General features: G+C 68.6%; 25 protein-coding genes and 5 pseudogenes. 12 read left to right on the top strand and 18 right to left on the bottom strand.

Translation table 11 applies throughout. From position 1 onward, the window contains the following. The first annotated feature begins 259 nt into the window (after positions 1-259). The 4 genes and pseudogenes from ACZ6X9_RS29275 to ACZ6X9_RS29290 all read left to right on the top strand — a co-directional run. Positions 260-892 (top strand): lantibiotic dehydratase, encoded by a 633-nt coding sequence (locus ACZ6X9_RS29275; protein ID WP_469781030.1) that lies wholly within the window; start codon positions 260-262, stop codon positions 890-892. Between the two features lie 96 nt (positions 893-988). Further along, positions 989-2,377 (top strand): annotated as a pseudogene (locus tag ACZ6X9_RS29280) (DUF4158 domain-containing protein); the annotation flags it as partial. 149 nt (positions 2,378-2,526) lie between these two features. Continuing rightward, positions 2,527-4,311: a tyrosine-type recombinase/integrase gene (locus tag ACZ6X9_RS29285; RefSeq protein WP_469781031.1), complete on the top strand. Its 1,785-nt coding sequence runs from the start codon at positions 2,527-2,529 to the stop codon at positions 4,309-4,311. Between the two features lie 24 nt (positions 4,312-4,335). Beyond that, positions 4,336-5,083, top strand: a pseudogene (locus ACZ6X9_RS29290) (Tn3 family transposase); the annotation flags it as partial. 108 nt (positions 5,084-5,191) lie between these two features. On the opposite strand, the gene ACZ6X9_RS29295 reads toward ACZ6X9_RS29290, so the two are convergent. The 4 genes and pseudogenes from ACZ6X9_RS29295 to ACZ6X9_RS29310 all read right to left on the bottom strand — a co-directional run. After that, entirely contained in the window at positions 5,192-5,968 is a 777-nt protein-coding gene (locus tag ACZ6X9_RS29295) for an SDR family NAD(P)-dependent oxidoreductase (RefSeq protein ID WP_469781032.1), read from the bottom strand. A 28-nt stretch (positions 5,969-5,996) separates the two neighbouring features. Continuing rightward, positions 5,997-6,539: a nuclear transport factor 2 family protein gene (locus ACZ6X9_RS29300; protein ID WP_469781204.1), complete on the bottom strand. Its 543-nt coding sequence runs from the start codon at positions 6,537-6,539 to the stop codon at positions 5,997-5,999. Then, positions 6,487-7,035: an NAD-binding protein gene (locus tag ACZ6X9_RS29305; protein ID WP_469781205.1), complete on the bottom strand. Its 549-nt coding sequence runs from the start codon at positions 7,033-7,035 to the stop codon at positions 6,487-6,489. The genes ACZ6X9_RS29300 and ACZ6X9_RS29305 overlap by 53 nt, the downstream gene beginning before the upstream one ends. Then, a pseudogene (locus tag ACZ6X9_RS29310) lies at positions 7,015-7,459 on the bottom strand (NAD(P)-binding domain-containing protein); the annotation flags it as partial. The gene ACZ6X9_RS29305 and the pseudogene ACZ6X9_RS29310, both read right to left, overlap by 21 nt. A 91-nt stretch (positions 7,460-7,550) precedes the next feature. Here ACZ6X9_RS29310 and ACZ6X9_RS29315 point away from each other — a divergent pair. The 3 genes and pseudogenes from ACZ6X9_RS29315 to ACZ6X9_RS29325 all read left to right on the top strand — a co-directional run bounded on the left by ACZ6X9_RS29315 (position 7,551) and on the right by ACZ6X9_RS29325 (position 9,391). Further along, positions 7,551-8,381, top strand: coding sequence for a helix-turn-helix transcriptional regulator (locus tag ACZ6X9_RS29315; protein WP_469781033.1), 831 nt, complete (start codon positions 7,551-7,553; stop codon positions 8,379-8,381). Between the two features lie 135 nt (positions 8,382-8,516). After that, a pseudogene (locus ACZ6X9_RS29320) lies at positions 8,517-8,963 on the top strand (recombinase family protein); the annotation flags it as partial. Positions 8,964-9,232: 269 nt separating this feature from the next. Continuing rightward, positions 9,233-9,391, top strand: coding sequence for a hypothetical protein (locus ACZ6X9_RS29325; protein ID WP_469781212.1), 159 nt, complete (start codon positions 9,233-9,235; stop codon positions 9,389-9,391). A 261-nt stretch (positions 9,392-9,652) separates the two neighbouring features. Here ACZ6X9_RS29325 and ACZ6X9_RS29330 read toward each other — a convergent pair whose 3' ends face one another. The 5 genes from ACZ6X9_RS29330 to ACZ6X9_RS29350 form a co-directional block, all read right to left on the bottom strand. After that, a complete protein-coding gene (locus tag ACZ6X9_RS29330) occupies positions 9,653-9,835 on the bottom strand; it encodes a coenzyme F420-0:L-glutamate ligase (RefSeq protein ID WP_469781034.1) in 183 nt (60 codons plus the stop codon). Between the two features lie 11 nt (positions 9,836-9,846). Beyond that, entirely contained in the window at positions 9,847-10,785 is a 939-nt protein-coding gene (locus ACZ6X9_RS29335) for a hypothetical protein (protein WP_469781035.1), read from the bottom strand. A gap of 315 nt (positions 10,786-11,100) precedes the next feature. Beyond that, entirely contained in the window at positions 11,101-11,634 is a 534-nt protein-coding gene (locus tag ACZ6X9_RS29340; RefSeq protein WP_469781036.1) for a hypothetical protein, read from the bottom strand. A 428-nt stretch (positions 11,635-12,062) separates the two neighbouring features. Continuing rightward, complete coding sequence (locus tag ACZ6X9_RS29345; protein ID WP_469781037.1) at positions 12,063-12,473, bottom strand: hypothetical protein; 411 nt, start codon at positions 12,471-12,473, stop codon at positions 12,063-12,065. Positions 12,474-12,497: 24 nt separating this feature from the next. Next, positions 12,498-12,710 carry a hypothetical protein gene (locus ACZ6X9_RS29350; RefSeq protein WP_469781038.1) on the bottom strand — a complete coding sequence of 71 codons (213 nt, stop codon included), beginning with the start codon at positions 12,708-12,710 and terminating at the stop codon, positions 12,498-12,500. Here ACZ6X9_RS29350 and ACZ6X9_RS29355 point away from each other — a divergent pair. The 3 genes and pseudogenes from ACZ6X9_RS29355 to ACZ6X9_RS29365 all read left to right on the top strand — a co-directional run. Beyond that, a pseudogene (locus ACZ6X9_RS29355) lies at positions 12,667-12,756 on the top strand (hypothetical protein); the annotation flags it as partial. The gene ACZ6X9_RS29350 and the pseudogene ACZ6X9_RS29355 overlap by 44 nt on opposite strands. 94 nt (positions 12,757-12,850) lie before the next feature. Continuing rightward, positions 12,851-13,027: a hypothetical protein gene (locus ACZ6X9_RS29360; RefSeq protein WP_469781039.1), complete on the top strand. Its 177-nt coding sequence runs from the start codon at positions 12,851-12,853 to the stop codon at positions 13,025-13,027. 384 nt (positions 13,028-13,411) lie between these two features. After that, complete coding sequence (locus tag ACZ6X9_RS29365) at positions 13,412-13,615, top strand: DUF6233 domain-containing protein (RefSeq protein ID WP_469781040.1); 204 nt, start codon at positions 13,412-13,414, stop codon at positions 13,613-13,615. A gap of 352 nt (positions 13,616-13,967) precedes the next feature. Here ACZ6X9_RS29365 and ACZ6X9_RS29370 read toward each other — a convergent pair whose 3' ends face one another. Together ACZ6X9_RS29370 and ACZ6X9_RS29375 are read right to left on the bottom strand one after the other, a co-directional pair. Beyond that, positions 13,968-14,621 carry a hypothetical protein gene (locus ACZ6X9_RS29370; RefSeq protein WP_469781041.1) on the bottom strand — a complete coding sequence of 218 codons (654 nt, stop codon included), beginning with the start codon at positions 14,619-14,621 and terminating at the stop codon, positions 13,968-13,970. Next, the gene (locus ACZ6X9_RS29375; RefSeq protein ID WP_469781042.1) at positions 14,618-15,193 is read right to left on the bottom strand and encodes a sigma-70 family RNA polymerase sigma factor; all 576 of its coding nucleotides are present in this window, start codon (positions 15,191-15,193) and stop codon (positions 14,618-14,620) included. The genes ACZ6X9_RS29370 and ACZ6X9_RS29375 overlap by 4 nt, the downstream gene beginning before the upstream one ends. A gap of 1,468 nt (positions 15,194-16,661) precedes the next feature. On the opposite strand from ACZ6X9_RS29375, the gene ACZ6X9_RS29380 reads away from it, so the two are divergent. Further along, positions 16,662-17,153, top strand: coding sequence for a hypothetical protein (locus ACZ6X9_RS29380; RefSeq protein WP_469781043.1), 492 nt, complete (start codon positions 16,662-16,664; stop codon positions 17,151-17,153). Between the two features lie 69 nt (positions 17,154-17,222). On the opposite strand, the gene ACZ6X9_RS29385 is transcribed toward ACZ6X9_RS29380, so the two are convergent. Then, positions 17,223-17,354, bottom strand: a complete 132-nt coding sequence (locus ACZ6X9_RS29385; RefSeq protein ID WP_469781044.1) for a hypothetical protein — start codon at positions 17,352-17,354, stop codon at positions 17,223-17,225. Positions 17,355-17,465: 111 nt separating this feature from the next. Here ACZ6X9_RS29385 and ACZ6X9_RS29390 point away from each other — a divergent pair, with 111 nt between their 5' ends. Further along, positions 17,466-17,810: a hypothetical protein gene (locus ACZ6X9_RS29390; RefSeq protein ID WP_469781045.1), complete on the top strand. Its 345-nt coding sequence runs from the start codon at positions 17,466-17,468 to the stop codon at positions 17,808-17,810. A gap of 513 nt (positions 17,811-18,323) precedes the next feature. Here the strand turns inward: ACZ6X9_RS29390 and ACZ6X9_RS29395 are convergent. From ACZ6X9_RS29395 to ACZ6X9_RS29420, 6 genes are all read right to left on the bottom strand, one after another. Continuing rightward, entirely contained in the window at positions 18,324-19,490 is a 1,167-nt protein-coding gene (locus ACZ6X9_RS29395) for a lipid II:glycine glycyltransferase FemX (protein WP_469781046.1), read from the bottom strand. Between the two features lie 79 nt (positions 19,491-19,569). After that, entirely contained in the window at positions 19,570-20,169 is a 600-nt protein-coding gene (locus ACZ6X9_RS29400; RefSeq protein ID WP_469781047.1) for a hypothetical protein, read from the bottom strand. Positions 20,170-20,273: 104 nt separating this feature from the next. After that, a complete protein-coding gene (locus tag ACZ6X9_RS29405; protein ID WP_469781048.1) occupies positions 20,274-20,945 on the bottom strand; it encodes a hypothetical protein in 672 nt (223 codons plus the stop codon). Next, a complete protein-coding gene (vanX, locus tag ACZ6X9_RS29410; RefSeq protein ID WP_469781049.1) occupies positions 20,917-21,525 on the bottom strand; it encodes a D-Ala-D-Ala dipeptidase VanX in 609 nt (202 codons plus the stop codon). Before vanX ends, ACZ6X9_RS29405 begins: the two co-directional genes overlap by 29 nt. Then, complete coding sequence (vanA, locus tag ACZ6X9_RS29415; RefSeq protein WP_469781050.1) at positions 21,522-22,562, bottom strand: D-alanine--(R)-lactate ligase; 1,041 nt, start codon at positions 22,560-22,562, stop codon at positions 21,522-21,524. Before vanA ends, vanX begins: the two co-directional genes overlap by 4 nt. After that, a complete protein-coding gene (locus ACZ6X9_RS29420) occupies positions 22,559-23,590 on the bottom strand; it encodes a D-isomer specific 2-hydroxyacid dehydrogenase family protein (protein WP_469781051.1) in 1,032 nt (343 codons plus the stop codon). Before ACZ6X9_RS29420 ends, vanA begins: the two co-directional genes overlap by 4 nt. Between the last annotated feature and the right edge of the window lie 192 nt (positions 23,591-23,782).

The raw sequence follows: 23,782 nt of genomic DNA on the forward strand, positions 1-23,782 counted from the left end.
TGCGACCGGCAGTCGAAAAGAGCAGGCCAACACCCGTTCAGTGAGACTCAGGCACGCTGACACCCAACCCGCTGACACCACACCACACAATCACAGGCGGCACCAGCCCCCTCCTTCGGCTTCATCCGATGCGGAGGTCCGTGTGCCCCACCCCGTTCGCGCCTATAGATCCGGTAGCACCGCCCTCGTCCGCGCTGTCGCCGACCCGCAGCCCGCTGCCTCGGCCTGGCCCGACCTGGGCGACCTCACTCCGGCCGGAGTGGCGTCACAGGCCGCGTGGCTGCGGGGTGTCTGGCGTGTCTCCGGAGTGACGGAGGGGATCGACCACGCCAGCCCCGTCCTCGCCGATCGCGTGCGGGCGCTGTGCGCCATCGAGCACCCGGCTCCGCGCGACGTGCGGCGCGCGGCGATGTCCGTCGCCCGCTACCTGCTGCGCGCGGAGAGTCGAGCGACGCCCTTCGGGCTGTTCGCCGGCGTCACCACGGCGTCCTTCGGCCGGGATGCGGGTGCTGTGTGGGGAGCGGAGCACCGGGCGGTGGTCCGGGCGAGCGCCGAGTGGCTCACCGCGATGGTGGCCCGCCTGGAGAGCAACCCCCCGTTGCTGGCGCACCTGCCGGTCGTCGCGAACAACGCGCTGACGGTGCGAGGCGACCGGATCGTCGTGCCGTACCAGGTGGACGCGCGCGGGCAGGGCACGGCGGCCGTGGACGTGTCGCTGCGCCACACCGCCCCCGTGCGAGCGGCGCTGGACGCCGCGCAGGCCCCGGTCCGCTTCGCCGACCTGGCGGCGAAACTGGCCGCCGACTTCCCCGAGGCGGGCCCGGAGCACGTCACAGCCCTTCTCACCCAACTGATCCGGCTCGGGGAACATCGGTACAGCGGTTATCGGTGAGAACGATCATGGGCGTCTAGCACAGTGATCCACTGCGCCGCTGGGGTTCGGTGAAACGCTTCCGGGCCCGGTCGGGGGCTGGCTACGGTCCGGCTCGTGCCGGTGGGATTTCTATGCGATGAGCAGGCCGAGGCGTACGGGACGTTCGCCGAGGAGCCGACGAGGCCCGAGCTGGAGCGGTTCTTCTTCCTGGACGACGTGGACCGGGACCTGATCGCCTTGCGGCGTACGAAGCATCACCGGCTCGGGTTCGCGCTCCAGATGTGCACGGTGCGGTACGTCGGGCTGTTCTTGGAGGACCCGCTCGCGGTGCCGTGGCCGGTGGTCGAGCACCTGGCCGTGCAGCTCGGCATCGAGGACCCGTCCGTGGTCAAGCGGTACACGGAGCGGCGCCAGACGCTGTACGACCACGCGTGGGAGATCCGGGACGCCTACGGCTACCACCCCTACGAGGATGCCGAGTGGGGCCGGCGGTCCGTACGTTCCTGCACGGGCCGGCGTGGACGCACGCCGAGGGTCCGAAGGCGCTGTTCGACCACGCGGTGGGCTGGCTGCGCCGTCACCGGGTCCTGCTGCCCGGGGTTTCGGTGCTGGCCCGGCAGGTATCGGAGGCGCGGCAGGTCGCGGAGAAGCGCCTGCACGCCACGGTCGCGGGCGCGGCCCGCCGCGCGGATCCGGCGCTACAGGGCGAGTTGGTGGCGACGTTGAAGACGCCGGAGGGCTCGCGGTTCTCGGAGCTGGAGCGGCTGCGCCGGCCGCCGACGCGGACGACGGGGACGGCGTTCGCCCGCGCGCTGGAGCGGGTGGACGAGATCGGCGCCTACCGGCTCGGGCGGCTGAGGCTGTCGCAGATCCCGCCGAACCGGATGGCGGCGCTGGCCAGGTACGCGCTGGGGTCGAAGGCGCCGCTGCTGGAGCGGGCGGCGGAGCCGAAGCGCACGGCGATGCTCACCGCGGTGATGCGGCACCTGGAGGCGAAGGCGATCGACGAGGCCCTGGACCTGTTCCAGGTCCTGATGGCCACCCGGCTGCTGAATACGGCGAAGCGGAAGACGGAGAAGGAGCGGCTGTCGACGCTGCCGCAGTTGGGAGAAGGCGTCACGGGTGCTTGCGCGGGCGGCGAAGGTGCTGTTCGAGGAACTGGAGCTGGTCGAGGAGCAGGCGACGGACCTGGACGTGGCCGCGCTCTGGGCAGCCGTAGAGGAAGTCGCTCCGCGCGCCGCCGTGATGACCGCGGCGGCCACCGTGGTCTCGCTGGTGCCCGAGGACGAGAACTCGGCCGAGGTCGCCATGCGGGTCGCGCTCACGAACCGGTACGCCACGGTCCGTCCGTTCCTCGCGTTGCTGGGCGAGTCGAAGGCCCTGGACGCGGCGAGTGCCGGGAAGCGGGTCCTGGCCGGGGTGCGCGGACTGCCGGCGCTGGCCCGGCGGAAGGTGGGCGTCAAGCCGCTGCTGCCGCGTGAGGTGGACGACAAGCTCGTGCCGTCGGTCTGCTCGCCCGGCTCCGGGAGAGCTTCGGCGAGTGCCACCGGCCCGTCGCCCACGGCGGCGCCGCCCCGGCGCACGACCTCGCGGCCTGCCCGTCGGCCCGCGCACCCCACTGACCGCCCGACAGCATCACGAAAAGGAAGTTCATGGCCAAGACCACACCGCCAGGTGTGCGGGACAGCCACACCGATCACGGATGTTCGCCGTCGGCCAGCTGCGCGTCCACGACCAGGCCGCGCTCGCCGGGATCGACCTGGGCACCACGACGCTGGTCGAGGATCGCCCTCGGCTACAGCAGCCCGGCGGCGAAGCAGGCGATGCACTGGTCGGTGGCCCGGATCGTGCTCCGCAACGGCCTGACCGGCGTCGCCAACATCACCAGCGAACACGTCGCCGAGGTCCTGGAAGCGATCCGCCTGTTCCCCGAGAACCCTGAGTTCGCGGCCTTCTCCCCATCGGCCGAGCAGTTCTACGAGGACCCGGCGAAGTGCTGGATCACGCACCTGCACCAGCTGGAGGTGGTGCTCTTCCACCGTGGCCAGGTCGCCGTCCAGCCGCGCAAGCTGATGCCGTCGTGGAAACCGCCCCTGGTGCTGCCGCCCCGGATGCAGGCCGTCGCGGAGAAGTGGCTCGCGGCCCGCCGGCTGACCGACGCCCCCTCGACGGTGGAGAAGCTGGAGCTCGCGGTCAGGGTCTTCGGGCAGTGGCTCGGCGAACACCACCCCGGCATCACGACGTTCGCCGACGTCACGCGCCAGCACTGCCTGGACTGGATCGGCCACATCGCCGAGGCACCGGCCCCGACCACGGGCAAGCCGCTGGGCGTCATGTCGCGGATCCAGCGGATCTCCGGGCTGTCGCAGTTCTTCCGGGACACCGCGCTCTGGCAGTACGACGACGTGCCCGGCCACACCCTCATCGGCGCCGGGGACGCACCGAAGTACACCGAGAAGGTGCCGCGGTTCATCCCCGAGCAGGACCTCGACCGGCTGATGCCCGCCATCGATGCGATCGCCTGCCCGTTCCAGCGGGCCGCTCTGCTGGTCGCCCGCTGGTCCGGAGCCCGCCGCACCGAGATCCAGCGTCTGCCGCTGGACTGCCTGGACCGCTACCCGGACGGCACCGCGCGGCTCCGCCTGTCCGGCCGCAAGACCTACAAGGAACGCGTCGTCCCCCTGCAGGAGGATGCCGCCGAGGCCCTGCAGAAGGTCATCGACCTGCGCAGACACGCACCCGAGCGGCCGTTCACCGATGAGCGGACCGGCGAGGAGATCCGCTACCTGTTCATGAGCCACGGCAAGCTGCTGTCGACGTACTACCTGTTCGAGACCCCGATCCAGGCAGCTTGCAAGGCCGTTGGCCTCGTCCGTCCCGGCGGGCGAGGCGGTACCGGCCGCGGCACCGTCTCGGCCCACCGGTTCCGCCACACGGTGGGCACCCAGCTCGCCGAACGCGGCGCGAAGCTCCACACCATCATGAAGGTCCTCGGGCACACCTCCGTGAACATGGCCCTCGTCTACGCGCAGATCAGCGACCAGGAAGTCCTGCGCGACTACCAGGCCGTGCTCGGACCCGGCGCCACCATCGCCGGCCCGGCCGCCGACGAACTGCGCAACGGCACGCTGCCCGACACCTCGGTCGACTGGCTCAAGACCAACTTCTTCAAAACCGAACTCGAACTCGGCCGCTGCCTCCGGCTCCCCGCCGAAGGCCCCTGCGAGTGCGACCTCTACCTGACCTGCGCGAAGTTCGTCACCACACCCGAGTACGCACCACGGCTGCGAGCACGACGCGAGGTCGAGCAGACCCTCGCCCGCGACGAGGCCGACCGCGGCTGGGACCGCGAAGTCGAACGCCACCACTGCACCAGCGAACGCATCGAGAGGCTCCTGGCCGACCTCGGCCAACCCGTCGACACACCGGAGACATGATCAACTTGAACTGTCCACATAAACTCGGACATGGTGTTCGGCCTGTTCAAGATCCTCGGTTACAACTTCAGCCCCCCGGTTCCGCGACCTGGACGACCAGCGGTTCTGGCGGGCCACGATGCCCGGCGTCGAGACCGGTACGTACGGCCCGGTGGAGGACTTGGCCCGCAACCGCGTGAACCTGAACGAGGTGATCACGCACTGGCCGGACATGCTGAAGGTCGCGGGTTCCCTGGTCACCAACCAGGTCCGCGCCTACGACCTGCTGCGCATGTTCGGCCGCGACGGCCGCCCGACCCTGCTGGGGGCGGCGTTCGCCGAGTACGGGCGGATCGCGAAGACCGAGCACCTGCTGCGGGTCGTCGACCCGTTGGACGACACCTACCGTCGGCAGATGAATCGGCAGCTCACCGTCCAGGAGTCTCGCCACAAGCTCGCCCGGGACGTGTGCCACGGCAAGCGGGGCACCATCCACCAGGCGTACCGGGACGGCATGGAGGATCAGCTCGGCGCGCTCGGCCTGGTCCTCAACGCCATCGTGCTCTGGACCACGAAGTACATCGACGCCGCCGTCGCCCAGCTCCGCGCCGGGGGCCATGAGATCCGGGACGAGGACATCGCCCGACTGTCCCCGCTCAAGCACCACAACTTGAACCTGCTCGGCCGCTACAGCTTCGCCGCCAGCGTGCCGGACGCCGGGGCTCTGCGCCCGCTGCGCGACCCGGATTCCCCGGAACTGGACGAGGATGAGATCGGTATAGGCGGAGAGTGAGAGCACCCTGCGCTCCGCGCTGAGCCTGTGTAGCGAGCGCCGCACCCCGAGGTGAGGGGTGCGGCGCCCGGATGGTGTGGGGATCCGGGGCATCCTGGTCGGTGGTGGTTACTTGGTATAGCGGTCGGCGAGGGTGGGGGCCTGGGCTCCGAAGGCGGCAAGGTCGGCGGTGAAGACGTCCTGGAGGACCTGGTAGTCCTCGACGCCGGGGGCGCTGACGGTCTCGCCGAGTTCGAGGCCACGCAAGGCGCCGGTGACGAGGTCGTCGGCGCTCATGCGGGGCACGGCGCTCATGTCCAGGCCCTGGGAGGAGTGGAACTCGGTGGCCACGACGCCGGGGCAGACGACGCCGACGGTGACGCCGGAGTCCTCGACCTCTGCGGCCAGGGTCTGGGTCATGGCGACCAGGTAGGCCAGGGTGCCGGCGTAGACGGCGCGGCGGGGCATGACGCTCTTGTCGGCGGGGCCGGAGAAGGCGATCATGCCGGCGACGTTGAGGATGGTGCCCGTGCCGCGCTGCTGCATGGGGCCTATTGCGGCGCGCATGAGCTGGGTGGGGGCGAGGACCTTGACGTTGACGAGTTCCTGGGCCTTGTCGGCGGGCAGGTCGGCCAGCGGCATGTAATGCGAGACGCCGGCGTTGTTGACGAGGATGTCCAGCGGCTCGGTGGCGCAGATCTGCGCGAGGGTGTCGATGCCGGCCGCGGTGGACAGGTCGGCGGTAACCGTACGCACGGCCGTGCCTGGGTGGGCGGCAGCGAACTCATCGAGGCGTTCCTGGCGGCGGCCGACGATGATCAGGTCGTAGCCGTCGGCGGCGAAGCGCTCCGCGAACGCCTTGCCGATGCCGGAGGTCGCGCCGGTGACGAGAGCGAGCTTGCTCATGAAAGAGGTGTCCTTTCGGTTTCCGGCTTCAGAGGGCCGGGGCGGTGGGGATGGCGTGCAGCCAGGCGAACTCGCTGCGGTACTGCTGGGCGACGCGTTCGGGCTGGTCATCGCCCAGGTCGTCGCCGGTCAGGGGGTATCCCTGGCGGTTGAGGAACCAGGACAGGAACCGGTAAGAGGGCCGGTAGGAGGCCAGCTCGGCGGGGTCCAGGGGCAGGGATGTGCCGGGAAGGACGGGGGTGAGGGTGTCCTTCTCGTAGATCGAGGTGATGGCGACGATGCGCCAGACCCCGTCCCCGCCGCGGCGGGCGCGGTATTGGGAGCGGCAGGTGGAGGCGAGGTCGGCCTGGACCCCGTCCACGTCGATGCGCCACTCGATGATCAGGGGCAGCTCCGCCAGAGCACGGTCGCCGTCCACGTGCACGGCGGGCGGGCCCAGCCGGTGCACGGCGATGTCCCCGCGCCCAGCCATCGCTTCGGTCTGGGCGGTGAACTCGGCGCACTGCCCGAAAACCAGCTCATCTCGATGCGGCTGTCGGCGCTGTAGCAGGCCGCCATCTGCTCGTACCAGCCGCGGTCGCGGCTCTGGCGCTCGCGCAGCACGAGCCGGGTGACCTCGCTGATGGTGTCCATGGCGGGCTACAGCCGTTCAGGCGGGTCAGCAGGGCAGGCAGGCCGCGTGCCCCGGACAGGCCCCGCTCCGTGACCTCGCCGGCCTCGATACCGGCGTCGCGCATGGCCTGGTCGAACAGTTCCATGTCCAGCGCCTCCACCTTGGACAAGTGGTCGACGTTGGCGGGGTGCACCATTGTGTTCAGCAGGCTCAGCGCGGCGCTGGAGGCACTGCCGAGCTTGAGGACGTCCACCAGGGGGCCGAGGTCCACGTCCAGATGGGCGGCGAGAGCCACGATGTCGGCGACGGAGCGCTGGTTGAGCATCAGCAGCGCGTTGTTGAACAGCTTCGCCGTCTGCCCCGCGCCGGCCTGACCGAGGTGCACGACGTGGGCGGAGAACGCCTCGAACACCGGGCGGCACCGCGCGACGGCGTCGTCGGGCCCACCGGCCATACAAGTCAGGCGCCCCTCCTCGGCCGCCGCTGACCGGGGCGTCCACGACCGCGACCCGACGGGCTGCGCACTGCTCGGCCAGGCGGGCCGCGGTGGCCGGGAGGCCCGTGTCGTGGTCGACGACGATCGCGCCCTCGCGCAGATGCGGCAGCATCTGCGTCACGAGGCGTCCCACGTCCTCGTCGGTGCCCACGCACAGAGCGACGATGTCGCACGCAGCCGCCAGGGCCTCAACCGAACCCTCCGCCGCGTGCGGGACACCGGTGAGGGGTTCCAGAGAGGCAGGGCGCCGGGCCCACACCCGCAACGGGAACCCGGCCTCGGCGATGGCACGAACCATCGGCAGCCCCTGGTCAACCAGGCCGAGGAATCCGACGACAGGAGCGTTCTTCGATGCTGTGGTCTCGTTCATGACCACCAGCATCCTTACTGATCGGATGATCAGGCAGTAGACGCGCTTTCCTGGGACTATCGGTACCAGGCTAGGCAAAAGCCGTTTCTGTCACCATGACCTCATGCCTACCACCGCCCTCGGCGAGGCCCTGCACGCCTGGCGCGACCGCATCACCCCCGACCAGGCCGGCCTGACCGGCACCGGCCGCAGACGGGCCCCCGGACTACGGCGCGAAGAACTGTCCCAGCTCGCCGGGATCTCCGCCGACTACATCATCCGCCTCGAACAGGGGCGCGCCAAAAACCCCTCGTCCCAGATCGTCGAAGCGCTCGCCCGCGCCCTGCGCCTGGACCGTCACGAACGCGAGCACCTGTTCCGGCTCGCCGGCCTCACCGTGCCCGGCCCCGGCACCGTGCCCCGCCATATCCCCCCGGGCGTCCACCGCATCCTCGACCGCCTGAGCACCACCCCCGTTGCCGTCTACGACGCCACCTGGACCCAGCTCTTGGCCAACCCCCACTACATCGCGCTCATAGGAGCATGGTCCGGCCCGGACCTCAACGCAGCCTGGCGCGCCTTCATCACCTCCACCACCCGCGTACGGCACACCACAGAATCCAACGGCGCCCTCCAAAAACTCCTCGCCGCCGACCTGCGCCGCACCAGTGCCCTCTACCCGCACGACACCGCACTCAACGACCTGATCACCCAACTCCGGCGACGCAGCGACCACTTCGCCGAACTGTGGGACACCGGAACCACCGTCGAACACCAGTCGAGCCGCAAAACCATCGACCATCCCAGCGTTGGCACGATCACCCTCGACTGCGACGTCCTCCACGTCGCCGGCAACGACCTGCGCATCATGGTCTACACCGCCCAGCCCGACACCGACGACGCCCAGCGCCTGGCTCTGCTGTCCGTCATCGGAACCCAGACTTTCACAAGCTGAGGGCGTCAAGTCTCGTCCGCGAGGCAGTAACACTGTCGTCAAACGATCGTTTGACGACAGGGGCGGCGGACGTCCAATGAACCCAGTGATTCCGGGACCCGACGGCGGCCCCGATCCAATGAGATCCGATGACGGATGACGACAGGGTTAGATGACACCCAAGGGTCCGATGCGGTGGCAGAAGCGGGGAAACAGCGTGGCCAATCTCGTCTACAAGCGGGTGTCGACCGACCAGCAGTCCACCGCCCGCCGGGACCTCGTCTTGGCCGAGGCCGGGATCGAGAACCCTGCCGTCTTCGAGGAGGACCCGGGCGCCTCCACCCGCTCCAGCGTCCGAAGTTCGGCGAACTGCTCACCTACGCGCGGCCGGGCGACACCGTGCACATCTCCGAGATGTTCCGCCTCGTGCGCGGCAACCAGCACATTCTCGACGTCCTCGAAGTCCTGCACCGCGACCAGCTCGCCCTGCGCATCCACGACGGTGCGTTCTCCGCCATGGACCTCACCGCCCGCCACCCGCGCACCGGCGAGCTGCTGTCCACCGTGAAGTTCATGGTGCAGACTCTCGCCGCCGCCGGCGAACTCCAACGCGACCTCCAGCGCGAGCTGACCTACGACGGACTGCGTGCCGCCGAGGCAAGGGCAACAAGGGTGGACACCGCCCCGCCCTCGCAGGCGGCGCGGTCGCCGATGCGCGCACCGTCTTCCTGGAAGGCCAGTCCAGCGCCGCCCTGGCCCGCGAGCACAACGTCAGCCGCGGCGCCGTACGCACCGCCGTTGACGACCTCCTGCCGGAGCACGTTGCCACAGCGGAGAAGACGCCGGCGCCGGAGCTGTCGGTCACCCTCGACATGCCGGGCAAGGTGGCCGACTTCCTCCGGAGCTCCGGGCTGGACGACGTCGAGCGAGCCGCGCTCGACCAGGGCGTGACCGTACGGCGCGGCCAGGGCTACACCCTGCGCGTCAGCGCCGTCCCCGCCGTGCACCGCCAGCTTCTCGCCCGCTGCTAGCCGCTCAACGGCGGCCAGGGCCTCCCCGCAGTGCCAGCCCAGCGCAAGGCCCGCCGCGAGTACGAGAACAGGGTCAGCGCCCTCGCCCCCTGACCATGATCGTTCTCACCGATAACCGCTGTACCGATGTTCCCCGAGGCCGAATCCGTAGTCTCCAGGCGCCCGGGCGGGGAGCGTGACGGCCCCCGCCCGGGCGCCTGGCCATGAGTCACGGCACGCGGGGCGCTGGCGCTGGGCTGCGGTGACGCTAGCCAGGTCGACTTACCGCTTCTCCGCCACGGACACGGCCTTGCTCGCGACCACGACGATGTCCTCGTCGCACAGCTCGGTGCCGGTACGGCTCAGGACGCCGGTGATGGAGCTCGCCAGGTCGTCGCCCAGTTGGAGCTCGGGGAAGGGCTCCAGGGCGAAGGCGGAGAAGCCGGAGGTCGGAGCGGTGGTCATCGGCCGGCCCTTCACCGCGGTTTCCTGAGCAGCGGCTCGCTGTAGAGGAGTTCGACGAACTCCTTGGAGGGCGGATAGCCGCCGGACCGATCCTGTGCGAAGGCCCGCAGGGCAGCGCGGCGAGCGGCTGCTGTGGTGGCATGTTCGAGGACACCGGCCTCGAGTGCGTCCCGGGCAAGGTCCGGCAGATGCGCGGTGAAGTCACCGTAGGCCTTCCTGGCCGCCTCAGCAACCCGGGCTGTGGCCTCCTCAAGGGTGTCCCAGCCGAGTCGGCCCAGCCCGTTGAAGCGCTGTGAGCGCAGTTGGGGGAACTCTCGGAGCAGGACCCGTTCCCGTTCGCTCCTCTTCGTCACCTCACGGAAAGCCGGCAGTCTCTCAAGATGGCTGGCCAGGCGGTCGACCTCTTCCGGTGTGGAGGGCGCTTCTTCGGGTTGGGGCTTCTCCTGTTCGATGCACTTTTCGCCTAGCTCGTCCAGTTCGTTCTCGAGCTGGTCCCACCACAGAGCGTCGGCGTGCCAGGTGTGAACGATGCCGCCCGCGACAAAGTGCAGGCGCAGTTCCTGGCATCGGCCGTGGTGTGTCCGGGCTCGTGCGAGGAGCGCGGTCAGTCGTTTGCGTCCGCCCGCGTCCAGGAGAACGAGGGTTTCCTCCTCCAGGCCGAACTCTTGGGCGTTGAAGAGCGCGTCGTAGTAGTAGATGAAGGGCGCACGGGCACGGGCTGCCAGGGCGACGAAGTCCTGTGCACTCATCGTGCCCGGGCTGATCACACATTCAAGGTGCTGTCCCCCCAGGCGCGTGCGGAGCAGTTCCAGGCTGTGGGAGGTGGCCCAGCCGGGGAGCTGATCGCGGACGGTGTCCAGCTCCGGCAGGACGTCCAGCTCAAGGGCCTGGGCGACTGCTATCGGATCAGCCTCGGGCGACGTGGTTCCCAGAGCGTGTTCAAGGGACATGACGGAGATCCTTCCCTCATCAGGGGTCCTGGTGGGGCCAGGTCAATGCCGGGATACGGAGGGGGGTGAACAACATCCCTTCCCGGAAGCCCGGCGACAACACTCGCCGACCGCGTCCTCTCCGGCGGCCGGCCTGGGTGAGTCCGCAGGTGAGGTCGACGAGATGATGACCTTGCCGTTCACGTGGCAGACCTGCACGGGCCGGATCAGGTATGCCTGCGGCCACGGCGCCCTCGCCCTGCCATGAGTGATGCGAACAAGCTTTCCCAGTTCATACAGCTAATCCCGTGTCTGCCGGGTTGTCAGTGCCTGCTCCTACCCTCGAGGAGGTGATTCTTCCAGCATCGGAAGGCGGTGCACGGTGGCGAACATCGTCTGGCACGAGAAGTGGCGCATCGAACTGGACCTGACCCGCGAGGACCTCGGCTGGAACACAAGGCCTACCAGGAGCGGATCGTGCAGGTGTCCGTGGCGGACGGGCACCGTGCGGACAGCGAGGTGCGTACTCCGGTGGGTCCGCGGTCGTGGATCCAGACCGACACGCTGGTCCAGGGCGCGGGCGGTATCCGGATCGGCTGGGAGATCCAATGGGGCCCGTACCCCGACCCGTTCGTGCGCGTCGGTGTCGAGGCAGGCGCCGTTGATCTCAACCTCGACGCGTCCGTCCGGGCGCGGGTAGGGCTCACGGGTCACCTGACCGTCGGGCCAGGACGCGATCTCGTCCCCCACCGCGAGTTCGCCGGCCAGGACCGGGACCACATCCGGATCGACGTCGAGCACCGTGCTCAGGTGGAGGATCTCCCCAAGCTTCAGCGGCCGCGCCAGAGCCCGCGGTATTCGGGAACGCATGTTCGTCATCGTTCCATGCAGACCTATCCCACTGCCTCGCCCCGGCCGCCAGACAGCTCGGTTGGTCAGATGCGGGGGGCCTTGACGGGTGAATTTTCCCTCGCGTACGCGGACGCAGTTCTAAGCATGCACGGTCAACTCGCCTACATCTTGGGGCACTTGACGCCACTTTAGGCCTTATGTCACGTTCGTTCCGCTTGGTCGGTTGTTAGGCCGAAGAGAGTAGCCGTGAGTGAGGTGTTGACCGCGTCGGCGGTCGGGCGGGACGACGTTGATCCGGACCAGGTGGCCCGGGGCGAGCCGCTAACGTTCGTGGGCGGGGTGCCGGTGTACGGCAGCGGGCGGGCGCCGGCCTTTCTGCGGACGAAGACCCAGTTGCGCCGGGTGCGGCGCAAGCCCGGAGCGGGGCAGCGCCCGGCCGCGTACATCTACACGCGCTGGTACGGGGATCGGGTCGCACTGTGGGATTCGGAGCAGTCGGCGAGGATGCGGCCGCTGCCGGCTCTGCAGCGCCGGCAGATGGAGCAGCGGCGCACCTGCACGGCGTGCGGCGAGGTGCTCCCGTCCCCGGTGTGGGGGACGTGCCGGCCGTGCAGGGACCGCCAGCGGCAGCAGGCGGCCGAGCTGCGGCGGCGTACGTGCCAGGTGTGCGGCACGATCTTCCGGAATCCGACGCCGCTGGGGGGATACAGCGGCGGGCTGCGCCTGGCCTGCGGCGAACACATCGAGTGCGGCCGAAAGGTGGCGCGGTCGCTGGTGGACCGGTCGTGCCAGCGGCGCCTGGTGCAGATAGTCCCGCTCGCGGTGTGGTCCACGATGAGCGAGCGGGAACGCGCCATGGCCGACCGGCACTGCGGTCCGTGTCAGGAGGAGATCGAGTGGGAGCGCGCCGAGGCGCAGCGGCCGACGGGCCGGGAGCGGTTAGACGACCTGGGGCCCACCATCGCGTGGGCGCAGAAGATCCTGGCCGAGCCGGAGGCGTACGCGATCCTGGACACCGAGACGACGGGCCTGGACTGCGACTCGCGGATCGTGGAGGTCGCCGTCACCACGGCGTCCGGGACGGTGCCGCTCAACACGCTTCTCGGCCCCGGCGAGCCGATCCAGGCTGAAGCGACGGCGATTCACGGCATCACCGACGCGATGGTGGCCGACGCCCCCTCCTTCTCCGAGGTCCTCCCCCCGCCTCACCGAGGCTCTCGCCGGGCGGAGGATCGTGATCTACAACCGGGAGTACGACACCGGACGGCTGCTGTGGGAACTCCACCTGCACCACCTCGCCCTGCACACGGCGGACCTGACCAAACCCCCCCGGTACGGCGACTGGCGACACCCAGCCGCACAGGCATGGCTGGACGCGCAGCAGTGGGAGGAGTGCGCGATGGAGCAGTAAGCCGCCTTCTACGGCGCCTGGCACCACTACTGGGGCAACTACACCTGGCAGCCGCTGGGCGGCGGCCACCGTGCCCTGGGCGACTGCCAGACAGTCATCACGCGGCTGGAGGAAATGGCCGCCTACCCCAACCCCTTCGACCCCGCGGAAAGGGTGGACCGCTGAGACGTCGGCGACGGCGTGCCGGGCCCGGAGGGCGGGCGGGCCGCAAGCGGAAGCCTACAAGGGCGTGCCGCTGCGACGGCATCCTGCCGCTCTCGCCCGCGCCAGCCCCTGACCCGCCGCTCCCCGTCCCCGCCCCGGGAACGCGAGAACGCGGCCGGCGAAAGCGCAAGGGCGGGCTGGCCGCAGGTCCGCGGGGACGACTCCGACTGTTGGAAGATCATGTACCCGCGCCGTCCGTACAACGACACCGGCCCCCAGCGCAGCGTCCTGCACCACGCCTCGTGCTTCGTCGCCCAAGGCTCCGCGGATCTCACCACCGACCAGGCGCGCGAGGCTCTGCGCCGGCCGGGCGCACAGGCGTGCGAGATGTGCGGCGCCGACCGGCTCATGGTCTCTTCGGATGGCCTGGGCACTGCCCGCTGACGGACGAGAAGCCGCAGTGCTGTCCCAACCGGGGGCGGGCGCGGCGGGTGGACGGGGCGTCTTGGCCCGTGATCGGCGCCCGCCGGCTTCTTCCTCTCTGGTGGTCATGTGCCGAGCGGGAAGGCGGGATCGCCGGTCAAGCACCAGATAAGGACACCGGTCAGCACCGTCCCCACCGCACTGATCACTTTGGTGGGCCGTCTTTGCAGGGTGACTTTCAGTCCTCCGAGGCGTAGCTGCAGGGTATGGAGGGGGTGGTTCGGTCTTCTCTGTCCGGCTCACGACGACTCCAAGAGGGGGTGTCGGGCGGGCCGGGCGGCTGAGCCGGCCCGCCGGTGAGGGATATGAGTGCTCAGAGGTGGTCGGTGAGCTCGACGAGTCGCTCGGCGAGTCGGTGGTCGGGGCGGCTGACGATGCCGTGGCTCGCCGTGGCAGCCAGCCGGTGGATTTCGTCCTTGAGCCCTTCAGCGGTGAGCGGTCCCCTGGTGCCGCTCTGCCGGATGTGGTGCAGGGCTGCCGTCGCGAGTCCGGCGCGGTTGGGCGGGAGGTGGGGGCAGCCGTGGTCGGAGAGGTGAGTGAACTCGTCGAACCAGAGCCTGGCCATCCTCTGCTCGTCGAACTGCAGGTGGTGCAGGTGGAGGCAGTAGGAGGCGATGCGGTTCCCCGCGCCGGCGGCTATCTGCCACCAGAACTGCGCGGAGTCCAGGTAGCCGGTCAGTCTCAGCAGGCACGCGAAGACCAGGATGCCTTCGACGTCGACCTGGTCCTCATCGGCGAAGTCGCCCAGTTGCGCGGATGCTTCCGGAAGGGTGACCACCCATCGGGAGATCATGTCGAGCCTGCGACGCGCTTCGCGGGACTGACGGAGCTGGACCACGGTGCGGTCCCGCCGGGTGCGGGCGGCGTCGTCCGCCAGGCGGCGCAGCGCCGCGCCCACGTCGAAGCCGTGAGCCGGGGTCGTGGGGACCGTGGCTTCTGCCAACAGGTCGTCGATGCCGGGTGTCACTTGTCCCCCTCGGGACGGTCGAAAATGCCCAGTTGGCGGCCGAGGCGGTCTCTGCCTTTGCGGCCGTGGTAGTCGACGGTGCGGGGGTCCAGCCCGAGGAACCAGGCGATCTTCCGGGTGGGGTAGCCGAGCAAATGACGCAGGACGATGACGTCGAACTGCCGGGGCGGGAGCTGGGCGATCGCCGAGTACAGGCCGATGCTCTCCTCCAGGTCCTTCAGCTGGTCGCGGGCCTTGTCCATGAGGCGGGTGAAGGCGCCCTTCGCGACGAAGGCCGGCCGCCGTTTCTCCCGGCGCAGCCGCTGGACGGTCGCCACCCGCATGATCATCCAGGCTTCTTCCTCGAAGTCCCGGCTGGACAGAAGGTCGTCCCAGGCGTGGAAGATCTCGAGCATGACGTGGTGGACGAGCTCTTCGGCCTCCTCCCGGTCACCGAGGAGCTCGGTGGCGTAGTCGTGGTAGATCTCCTGGCGGGAGATGTAGAACGCCTGGTAGTCCAGCGGCAGATCGAAGTGCTCCCCACTGTCCGGGGTCTGTCCGTCCGGCAGACCAAGAGAACGTCCGTCGGTCATCGGTGCCCCGACGAGGGGGCGGGTGCCGAGCGCACAAGACGGGGGATCGCCGCTGCCCCCCCGGGGGGCGGTGCGCACCGGCGGAGCGGCACAGCTCGTGCTGGTCATAGCCCCTCTTCGTGAAAACCCACGTCGGCCCGAACCGGCCAACGAAGGTGCACACACGGGTGGTTGTGCCGCCAGTTCGCTTACCAGCTAAGCGATTTCGGGTGCCCGACACTCACGCCGCAGGGGACGAAATCCCGCTCAGGGCGACCGTCTGACTACGTATTGCGTACAGTCGCGGGCGAGCGCACGCGTTACCGGCCGACGCATGCGCACCGCATTACTCAATTCGAGCAGGCGAACAGCTACCCAGCGTCACCAACGCCGAGGAGGGAGTAGCGGAGGTCACACCGCGACCCTCCGTCGCACATTCGAACGAAAGCACACATGAGGAATTCGTGAGCGAATCTGCCGCCGACCAGCAACCGAAGGGCTACACGAGGCTGCAGCCCACGCCGCACTCACGTCGCGCTGAGACAAACGTCAGGGTCACAGCAAGTACGAGAAGCGCAGCGCCCCGCCCTCCTCGCGGTAACCACCCCGGCCGCGCTTTCCGTAGGGGTGGGGAAGCACCCGGACAGCCACGATCCCGTAGGGCTTATCGCTCCTGCGGCGGGTCGCGGTGCGCAGTCGGCGACAAGGGCGACTCGGAGTCGAACTCGAAGGTCTCTATGGCAGCACCGGCGGGGAAATTCGGGTGATCATCCCAGACTTCGGCGAAGGCGACCAGGAGGTTCCATGAGGCGGTCGCGTGCAGTTCAGTGGCCGCGGCTGCCGCCGCCGAGGAGTCCCGGTGGAAGCGCACCGCCGCGGCCTGCCTGAGGGCGGCCAGGCGCAGGGCTTCGGCCGCGCGGCGGGCAGCTCGCCCTGGAGCGAGGCCCTGTCGGGGATCCGCGCGAACACGAATTCGATCACCTGCCTGACCTGCTCCTCGGTGATCCGCTCCACCCATTCCTCCCGGTCCGCATGGCCGTTCACCCGGCCCAGCGCTCATTGTCGCAGCTCAGATTTTCCGCCGCGTCGTCACCCGCGCCTTCGTCCCCGACCTCCGCGCCGGCCGTTTCCGCGCGGGTCTTCGCATCAGACGCGTCCGCTGCGCGCCGGGCGTCTACGAACTCACCTGGTCCGGAGCCGGACGCGCGACCTGGTCCTACGGGCCAGAGCGGATACAGGGGGCGCAGCACATCGTCTGGCGGCGTATCGGCGGGCACGGGATCTTCACCGGCCCGTGATGCGGCCACGAACGGTGAATTACCCGTGCCGCAGTCCGACCCCGATTCCCGGCTGGTACTGGCGCGGGAACGGCTGTCATCAGCACTCGCTTCCGAGCGGATCAAGCCAAAATTCCCGCCCCTATGGTGACAATCGCCGCTCTCCGGGGATGGGATGACATTGCCCAGGCTCATTTTCGGAATGGAGCACCATGTCGCATCACAGCACCGCACTCCAGCGCCTCGGCAAGGCGGCTGCCGCCATGGCGATCGCCGCCGCAGCATGCGGTCTCGCCGTGAGCCCCGCCGACGCGGCCCCCCAGCAGACGACCTCGACCTCCTCGGCCCTCGACGAGGGTAACCTCCTCCCCGGTGACGCACTGAGCGCGCACAGTTTCTTCGTCAACGTCGCCGGTCGCCCCGCGGAGTGGGTCCTCGCGGTCTCCGGCAGGGACCATGAGATCAGCTTCCTTCGAGGGAACAACCCTCCCCAGGATGATGTCGACCAGTGGCTCAAGGGGAACGGGATGTTCTGGAAGCCGGCGTTCATCACCATCGAGCTGCGGGACTACCAAGGCGCGGTCGCCCACCGCTATAACTGCATACGCCCTGGTCTCAAGCGGATCGACAACCCGCCGAGGGGAGACGGCAGGTCCAACATTCTGGTCACCGCCTCCTGCGAGAGCGTGAACCGCGAGTGGTAAATCAGACGTCTACGGGCGCTTCCTGAACGCTACTTTGACGTCGGTACGGCCAACGGTTTCGCCAACTACCTACCCGGCGCCGTCGAAGCCGGCGGCCGTACGGTAGTCGATCGGGTCACTGGTCACGAGGCTCCCCCCGGCGAGCTGACGCAAGGCCAGCGCCGGAGCGGTGCTCCTGGATGTCGCGGACCACATCGTCACCTCGGCCACGGTGGCGCTGTGCGTCGGCGCCGAAGGCCCACCGTACGCGCGCTCGTGCGCAGCGGAGGCCCTCGGGCCTGCCCCTGCCGACCTGTGCGGCAGACTCCTTCCGTGACCCCAGCGCAGCCGCGACGCGCCCTCGGCCGAGGACTCGGCACCCTCATCACCCCCGCCCCCGAGCCGCCCGTCACCGAGCCGGCACTGGATCTCTCCGCCGGTGCTGCACCGGGCGTCGAGGAGCACGCCGACGCCGCGGCGGAGGCGGCCTGCCGTCTCGCCGAGGCCGCGCACCCTACGGGCTGGAGCACCGTCGCTGTCGAGGACGCCGTAGAGGCGATCGATGTCCTGGTGGAGGCGCTCTCCACCCTGGACCCGCACTCCGCACGGCTCCTCGCCTCCGATCACGGGCACGACCGCGGCACTGCTCAAGCACCTCGCGCGTTCCCAGAGCGATAACCAGACCGCCGTCATCGCTGACGTCCCCGCCCGACAACGGCGACGTCGGCTCGGCCCCGGCCGACAGCACGGCCACGGGACGCGATAGCCCCGCCCGGCCGGGACCGCGTCCGCCGCGCTGGTCGAGCCCCTCGCCGTCCACGGAACCGGCGCCTGCGGGCTCGTCCTCGCCTCCGGTCGAGCTCAGCGCGAGGGCTGAGGCCGCGCGTGGTGTGGAACCTCGTCGCCGCGTGGGCAGCCGTCCCTCCACCGGTACGCGCACCGACTGGCACTGCGGTCCCGGCCGGGCTGCGAGGGGCTCGCCGGCTGAGGACGCCCGTCCGCCGGCTCCGCTGAGAAAGACGCCGGCCGTCGCGGCCCCGGGGTTCAGCGGGGCGCGGGGCCAGCGGCTACCGCGGCCGCCGCTCTCGGCGACGCGCTCGCCAGGTTCGGACCGAGCACCTACGCCCGCACTCCGGACTCCACCTGAGACGACACATCCCCCAGACGCAGCCGCGGCCGCGGGTGTGCGGTTCAGCGGCCGCGCCGCCGCATATAGAGGTCGAAGGCCCGGTAGACCATCGGCCGCAGCGGCAGGTCCCACTCGCCGACGTACCGCGTCGCCTGACCGCCGGTGCCGACTTTGAACCGGACAAGGCCGACGTGCGGGTCGTCGGCATCGAGGGTGGGGGTGATGCCGCGCAGGTCGTAGACGTCGCAGCCGGCCGCGAGCGAGTCACGGATCATCGCCCACTGGCAGGCGTGGGAGGCACGCACCTCGCGCTTGGCGGTGGAGGAGGCCCCATAGGCGTACACGGCGTGGGCGCCGACGCGGACCAGGACCGTGGCGGCGGCCAAGTCGCCCTGGTGACGGGCCAGGTAGAGCTTGATCCGCTCGGGGTCCTCGGCACTCAGCGCCGCGAACATGGTCTCGAAGTAGCGCAGCGGCCGGGGTGTGAAGTGGTCACGCTCGGCGGTGTGGACGTAGAGGTCGTGGAACGCCTTGAAGTCCTCCGGACCTCCGTGGCCGACCGTGACCTCGACTCCCTCCTTGGCCGACTTCCTGATGTTGCGACGCCACTGCTGGTTCATGCCCCTGAGCAGTTCGTCCTCGGTCCTGCCTATCAGCGGGAGCTCGTACTTGAACTGTGGGTGCCCGACCCCGAACCCGTCCTCCGGGCTCTGCGGCAGCCAGCCGGCGCCCCGGAGGCTGCCGTCCACGCGGGCACCGACCGGGTCGGTCCAGTGGCCGGTGATGTCGGTGAGCCGTTTGCGGCCCGGGTCGGTGATGCCCTCCTTGACCTGGGCGGCGCTCCAGGTGTGGGTGCGCACCGGCGGGCCGAGCCGGATCGCGAACGCGCCGTGGGCCTTGAGGTAGGCGGTCAGCGGATCGAGCCAAGCACCGATGTCGCCGCTCCAGTCGATGACCGGGCCCTCGGGTAGATACGCCAGCGTGAAGCGGTCGAGCCTGGGCACTGGGCGGTGCAGTACAAGCGCAGCACCAACCAGGCGCCGCCCCTCGAACCAGCCGAGGGACTCGCTGCGCCACTCGGTCTTGACGCCGCCCCACGCCGGGGTCTGCAGAAAGCTGACCGACCGCTGTGCCCGTACGAACGCCAGGTGCTCGGCGGCGGTGATCGGCGTGACCATCGGTTTCACGGCTTGGAGGTCGCATTGCTTGGCTTGGGGGGTGAAGGACATGTCGTCAGTCAATGGAGTGGGGTGTTGCCGGGGTGTATGCGATTCTCGATATGCCGACGATATGTCACCACCCGGCGGCTCAGGATCTGGTTCCGGCCGCCACCGGCCGGTGGCCCCATGGCGGGGAGCGGAATTCGGTCGATCCGCGCCACCGCGTCAGCCCTCCGAAGCCGCCCCCGGCCACGTGCCTCCGGCGTGTACGTGCACATCGGTGCATGTCGGGTGTCGACAGGGGCCGTGGTGCCGGCGCCGGAAGGGGCGCTTCGCTGCCGAGGTGCAACTCCAGGTGTTGCGGGAGCACCCTGCGGTACAGGGGCAGGACCGCAGCGCTCGTGATGACGGTGACCAGGACGAGAACAGGGAACGCCGGCTTGGTAAGCAGGCCCTGTGCCAAGCCGATGTCGATGAAGACGATGATCACCATGCCGCGGGCATCAGCCACCCCGCAAAGGCCTCGCGCCAGTCTGAAGCGGAGTGTCTTCATGGCCAGGGTGCTGCCGAGGTATTCGCCCGCCAATCCCGCCGGGAGCGCGGCGACGCCGAACAGCAGGGTGTCGGCCGAGAGGCTTTGCGGGTCGGTGGTGAGGTCGGTCGGGGCGAGAGTTCGAGCCGACCTGGGGGTTGGAATGAGCATGTGGTCCAGGCCGCGGACCGTGGGGAAGGCGGTGGTCTTGGTCATGGGTTCCTTCCCGACGCAACGCGTCGGGAAGGTTCATCGTGGGTTCCCTGTGCCCCGCCAAGTGGCCGCCGGTGGCAGCGCGCGCGGTGCCGGTTCACCTGGCCTCACGGTCCCGCGCGGACCAGGATTCCTCGTCCCGCATGGAACCGCTCGAAGACGCGCATGGGCAGCGATGCGGATTTTGCGTTGTAGGAGTAGCCCGACGGATTATGGAACCGCACGATCCCGCCTCGGACCGCATGAATCAGCACGAGGTGCCCTCCACGTTGCGGTTCGTGGGTTCTCGGGTCGCGAATCTCAGGAGACACCGAAGCGATCAGGACCTGCCCGGGGCGCACCGCTCGGGCGGATGCCTGGAGCGGTGCGTTCTCGACCAGTTGGCATGTGAAGCCGAATTGTGAGCTGACCCAAGCCATGAATGGCCGGTATATCAGTCCTTGGACCTTGCCATCGGGTTCCACCACGTAGCAGCCCCAGTCCAGGGCCTGCGCGAGGAGTTCACGCATCGACAGTCGGACATCCGTCCAGCCGTGCAGCAGGGACTGCAGGCAGGCCAAGCCGCAGATTTTTCGGGACCAGAACAGGTACTCCTCGCGCGAGTGGTATCCGTCGGAGGCCCAGTCGTGCAGTTGCGATGGATCGGTGCGCCTCAGGAAGACGTCGATACCCGATGGTGCGGCACGCCGGATGACGACCTCGTCGTTCCGGTCCAGGCTTCCCCACTGTGAGACGTAAGGGAGGCTTCTGTCATGTGATGGGAAAGTCGAAATAGACATCCGGGTACGGCTCGCTTTCCAGCGTGTAGTGCCACCACTCGCTGTCGTAGCGAGCGAATCCGCAGTCCGTCATGATGGAGCAAAGGCACTCGCGGTTTTCCGCTTCGATGGGTTCTATTCCTCCGGCTCCATGATGCGAGACCGAGTCCATGAGGTCGTGGCCGCCACCCATGGAAGCGTTTTCTCCGGTGGCAAGGGTGTGGAGCGTCAAGTCGACGGAACTGCCTCGGCTGTGGCCCGACTTGGCGGCCACATATCCCTTGTCGAAAAGCTCGGACCTCTCGATATTGGGGTAGTGGCGCTGCTTTGTCCGACCGTCCTCCGGCTGTTCTGACCAGCGCAGGAAGCAGTCGACGGCGCGTTGCGGACGGTATCCGTCCCAGACCAGCAGGCCGAAGCCACTGGACGCGGCTTTCTCCTGCGCTCGCCCCAGGGCTTCGCACAAGGCTTCGGTGCCGACTATCCGATTCACCAGGTATCCGTCTGCCGGCCGTCCGGTGAAGTTGTCCCGGGTGGCGTACTTGGCATCCCAGCGGATGCCGGGCACCAGCTCGTCCAGGTACGCGAAGTCACCGTTCATCGCTTTTTCCGGTCCAGTGTCATCGACACGAGCCGATCGATGACGTCGGAAAGCGGCATCCCGGCGGCGGCCATCATCCGGGGGTAGCGGCTGTAGGAGGTCATGCCGGGAAAGGTGTTGACTTCGTTGAGTACCACCTGGCCGTCGTCCTGGAGGAACATGTCCACGCGGGCAAGCCCCCGGCAGCCCAATGTGCGGTAGATGGTCTTGGCACTCTCCTGGACGCGCCGGCGCGATTCTTCGGAAATGTCGGCGGGAACGATGAACGTCGAGTTGTCCGAACCGGTCTCGGGTGAGGCCTCCTGGTGGATCCTGAAGAATCCGTGGGAGAGGGCTACACGGTCCACCTCGCCCGCGATCGGGGCGGAGGAGTTCCCCAGGATCGCGCAGCCGACCTCGCTCCCGGTCACAGCCTCTTCGATCAGGACCTTCGAGTCGTACTGCCGTGCGGCATCCAGTGCACCCGACAGGCCCTCCGCACCGGCGACTTTGCTGACGCCGAAGGACGAGCCCGAACGAGCCGGCTTCACGAAGACCGGATAAGGAAGCCGGTCGGCGTCGACCTTCTCGTTCTCCGTTACCACCTGGAAATTGGGCGTGGCGATGCCCGCGCTCTTGGCGACGGTATAGGTCAGGGATTTGTCCATGCACATGGCAGAGCTCTGGATGTCACAGCCGATGTAGGGAATGCCGGAGAGCTCCAACAGACCCTGGATCGCGCCGTCTTCGCCACATGTGCCGTGCAGAAGGGGCAACACGAGGTCCAGACGGACCACTTCGAATCGTTCCTGTTCCAGGACGAGCAGTCCGTGGACGCTGTGGTCGGGCGACAGCACGACCGGACGAGTCTCTGCGTTCTCCCAGTCCGTGCCGGGGGAGTCACAGAGCTGCCAGGAACCGGACTGCGTTATGCCGATCCAGTACGGTTCGTATGTGTCGCTGTCGAGGTTGTTTGCGACCTCTTGGGCGGACTTGACGGAGACGGGGTGTTCTTCGGAAGAGCCCCCGAAGATGATTCCGATCTTCAACTTGTTCATGCTTTCCCGTTTACGAAGTCGAGGCAGTTGAGGAGGCTGTTCCTGATGATGTCGCTCAGTGCGTGGTCGGTGTAATAGGCCATGTGCGGGCTGATGAGAACATTCGGCAGCTCCTGTAGCCGCAACAGCGAGCGGTTCTCGATGGGCTTGCTCCGGCAGTCGGTGTAGAAGATTCCTTCCTCACCGTCGAGGACGTCCAACGCCGCGCCACCCAGCCTGCCGCTCTCCAACGCCCACAGAAGAGCTTCGGTATCGATGAGCGGCCCGCGTCCGGTGTTGATGACGAACGCGCCGTGTTTCATCTGCTCGATGCGTCGGCGATCGATGAGACGGTGGGTTTCCGCGGTGAGCGGAGTATGGAGCGTGACCATGTCGCTGTGCCGAAGCAGCTCGTCGATCGGCGTGTGATCGGCGGGGGCCTCGGGGCGATTGTCGTAGGCCAGCACACGGCAGCCGAAGCCTCGCAGCCGGTCGATGACTGCTGTGCCGATACGTCCTGTGCCGACCACTCCGACAGTCAAGTCGCGCAGCTCTTTGCCGCGTGTCTCACTCAGTCGGTAGTCATGAGCGTCGGTGCGACGGATGGTGGCCTTCGCGTGACGCACGGCCATGAGCATCAGCATGAGCGTGTAGTCGGCAACACTGTCGGGAGAATAAGCCACGTTCCCGACGGAGATACCGACGCTTTCCGCATGGCTCACATCGATGTGGTTGTATCCGACGCTTCGTGTGGAGAGATACTCCACACCTACGCGGCTCAGTGCGCTGAGCGTGGCACGCGTGACCTGCGTCTTGTGACCGATGCTGATGCATCGGTTCCCGACTGCCAGGTCGACAGTGGCCTCGGATACCGCTGCCTTCGTGATGGTCGGCACCACGCCGAAGCGAGGCGCTATTTCTCGGAAGAGAAGAACCTCGTCCTGATCGCACCCATAGACCGTGATTCCCGTTGTCGAGACGGTTCGCGAGGTCGCCGCCGGCGCTCGGGTGCGGCACGTCACCGCTCGTGCTGGTCCGCTGGAATTCATGTCTTCCAGCCAAGAGGACCGGATGTTGCCGGCGCGTATGCGTTTTTTGATATGCCGACGATATGTTGCCGGCCGCTACAAGCTCAGGCCGATGCTTGACCCGATCTGCAAGGACGAGTCTCCAGCCCCTGGCGGATGCCGACAAGGCGAACGCGCAAGACCGCCAACGCTGCCGTCGGACTTGACGCTCAC

It is taken from the genome of Streptomyces sp. NPDC052910 (assembly GCF_055585605.1).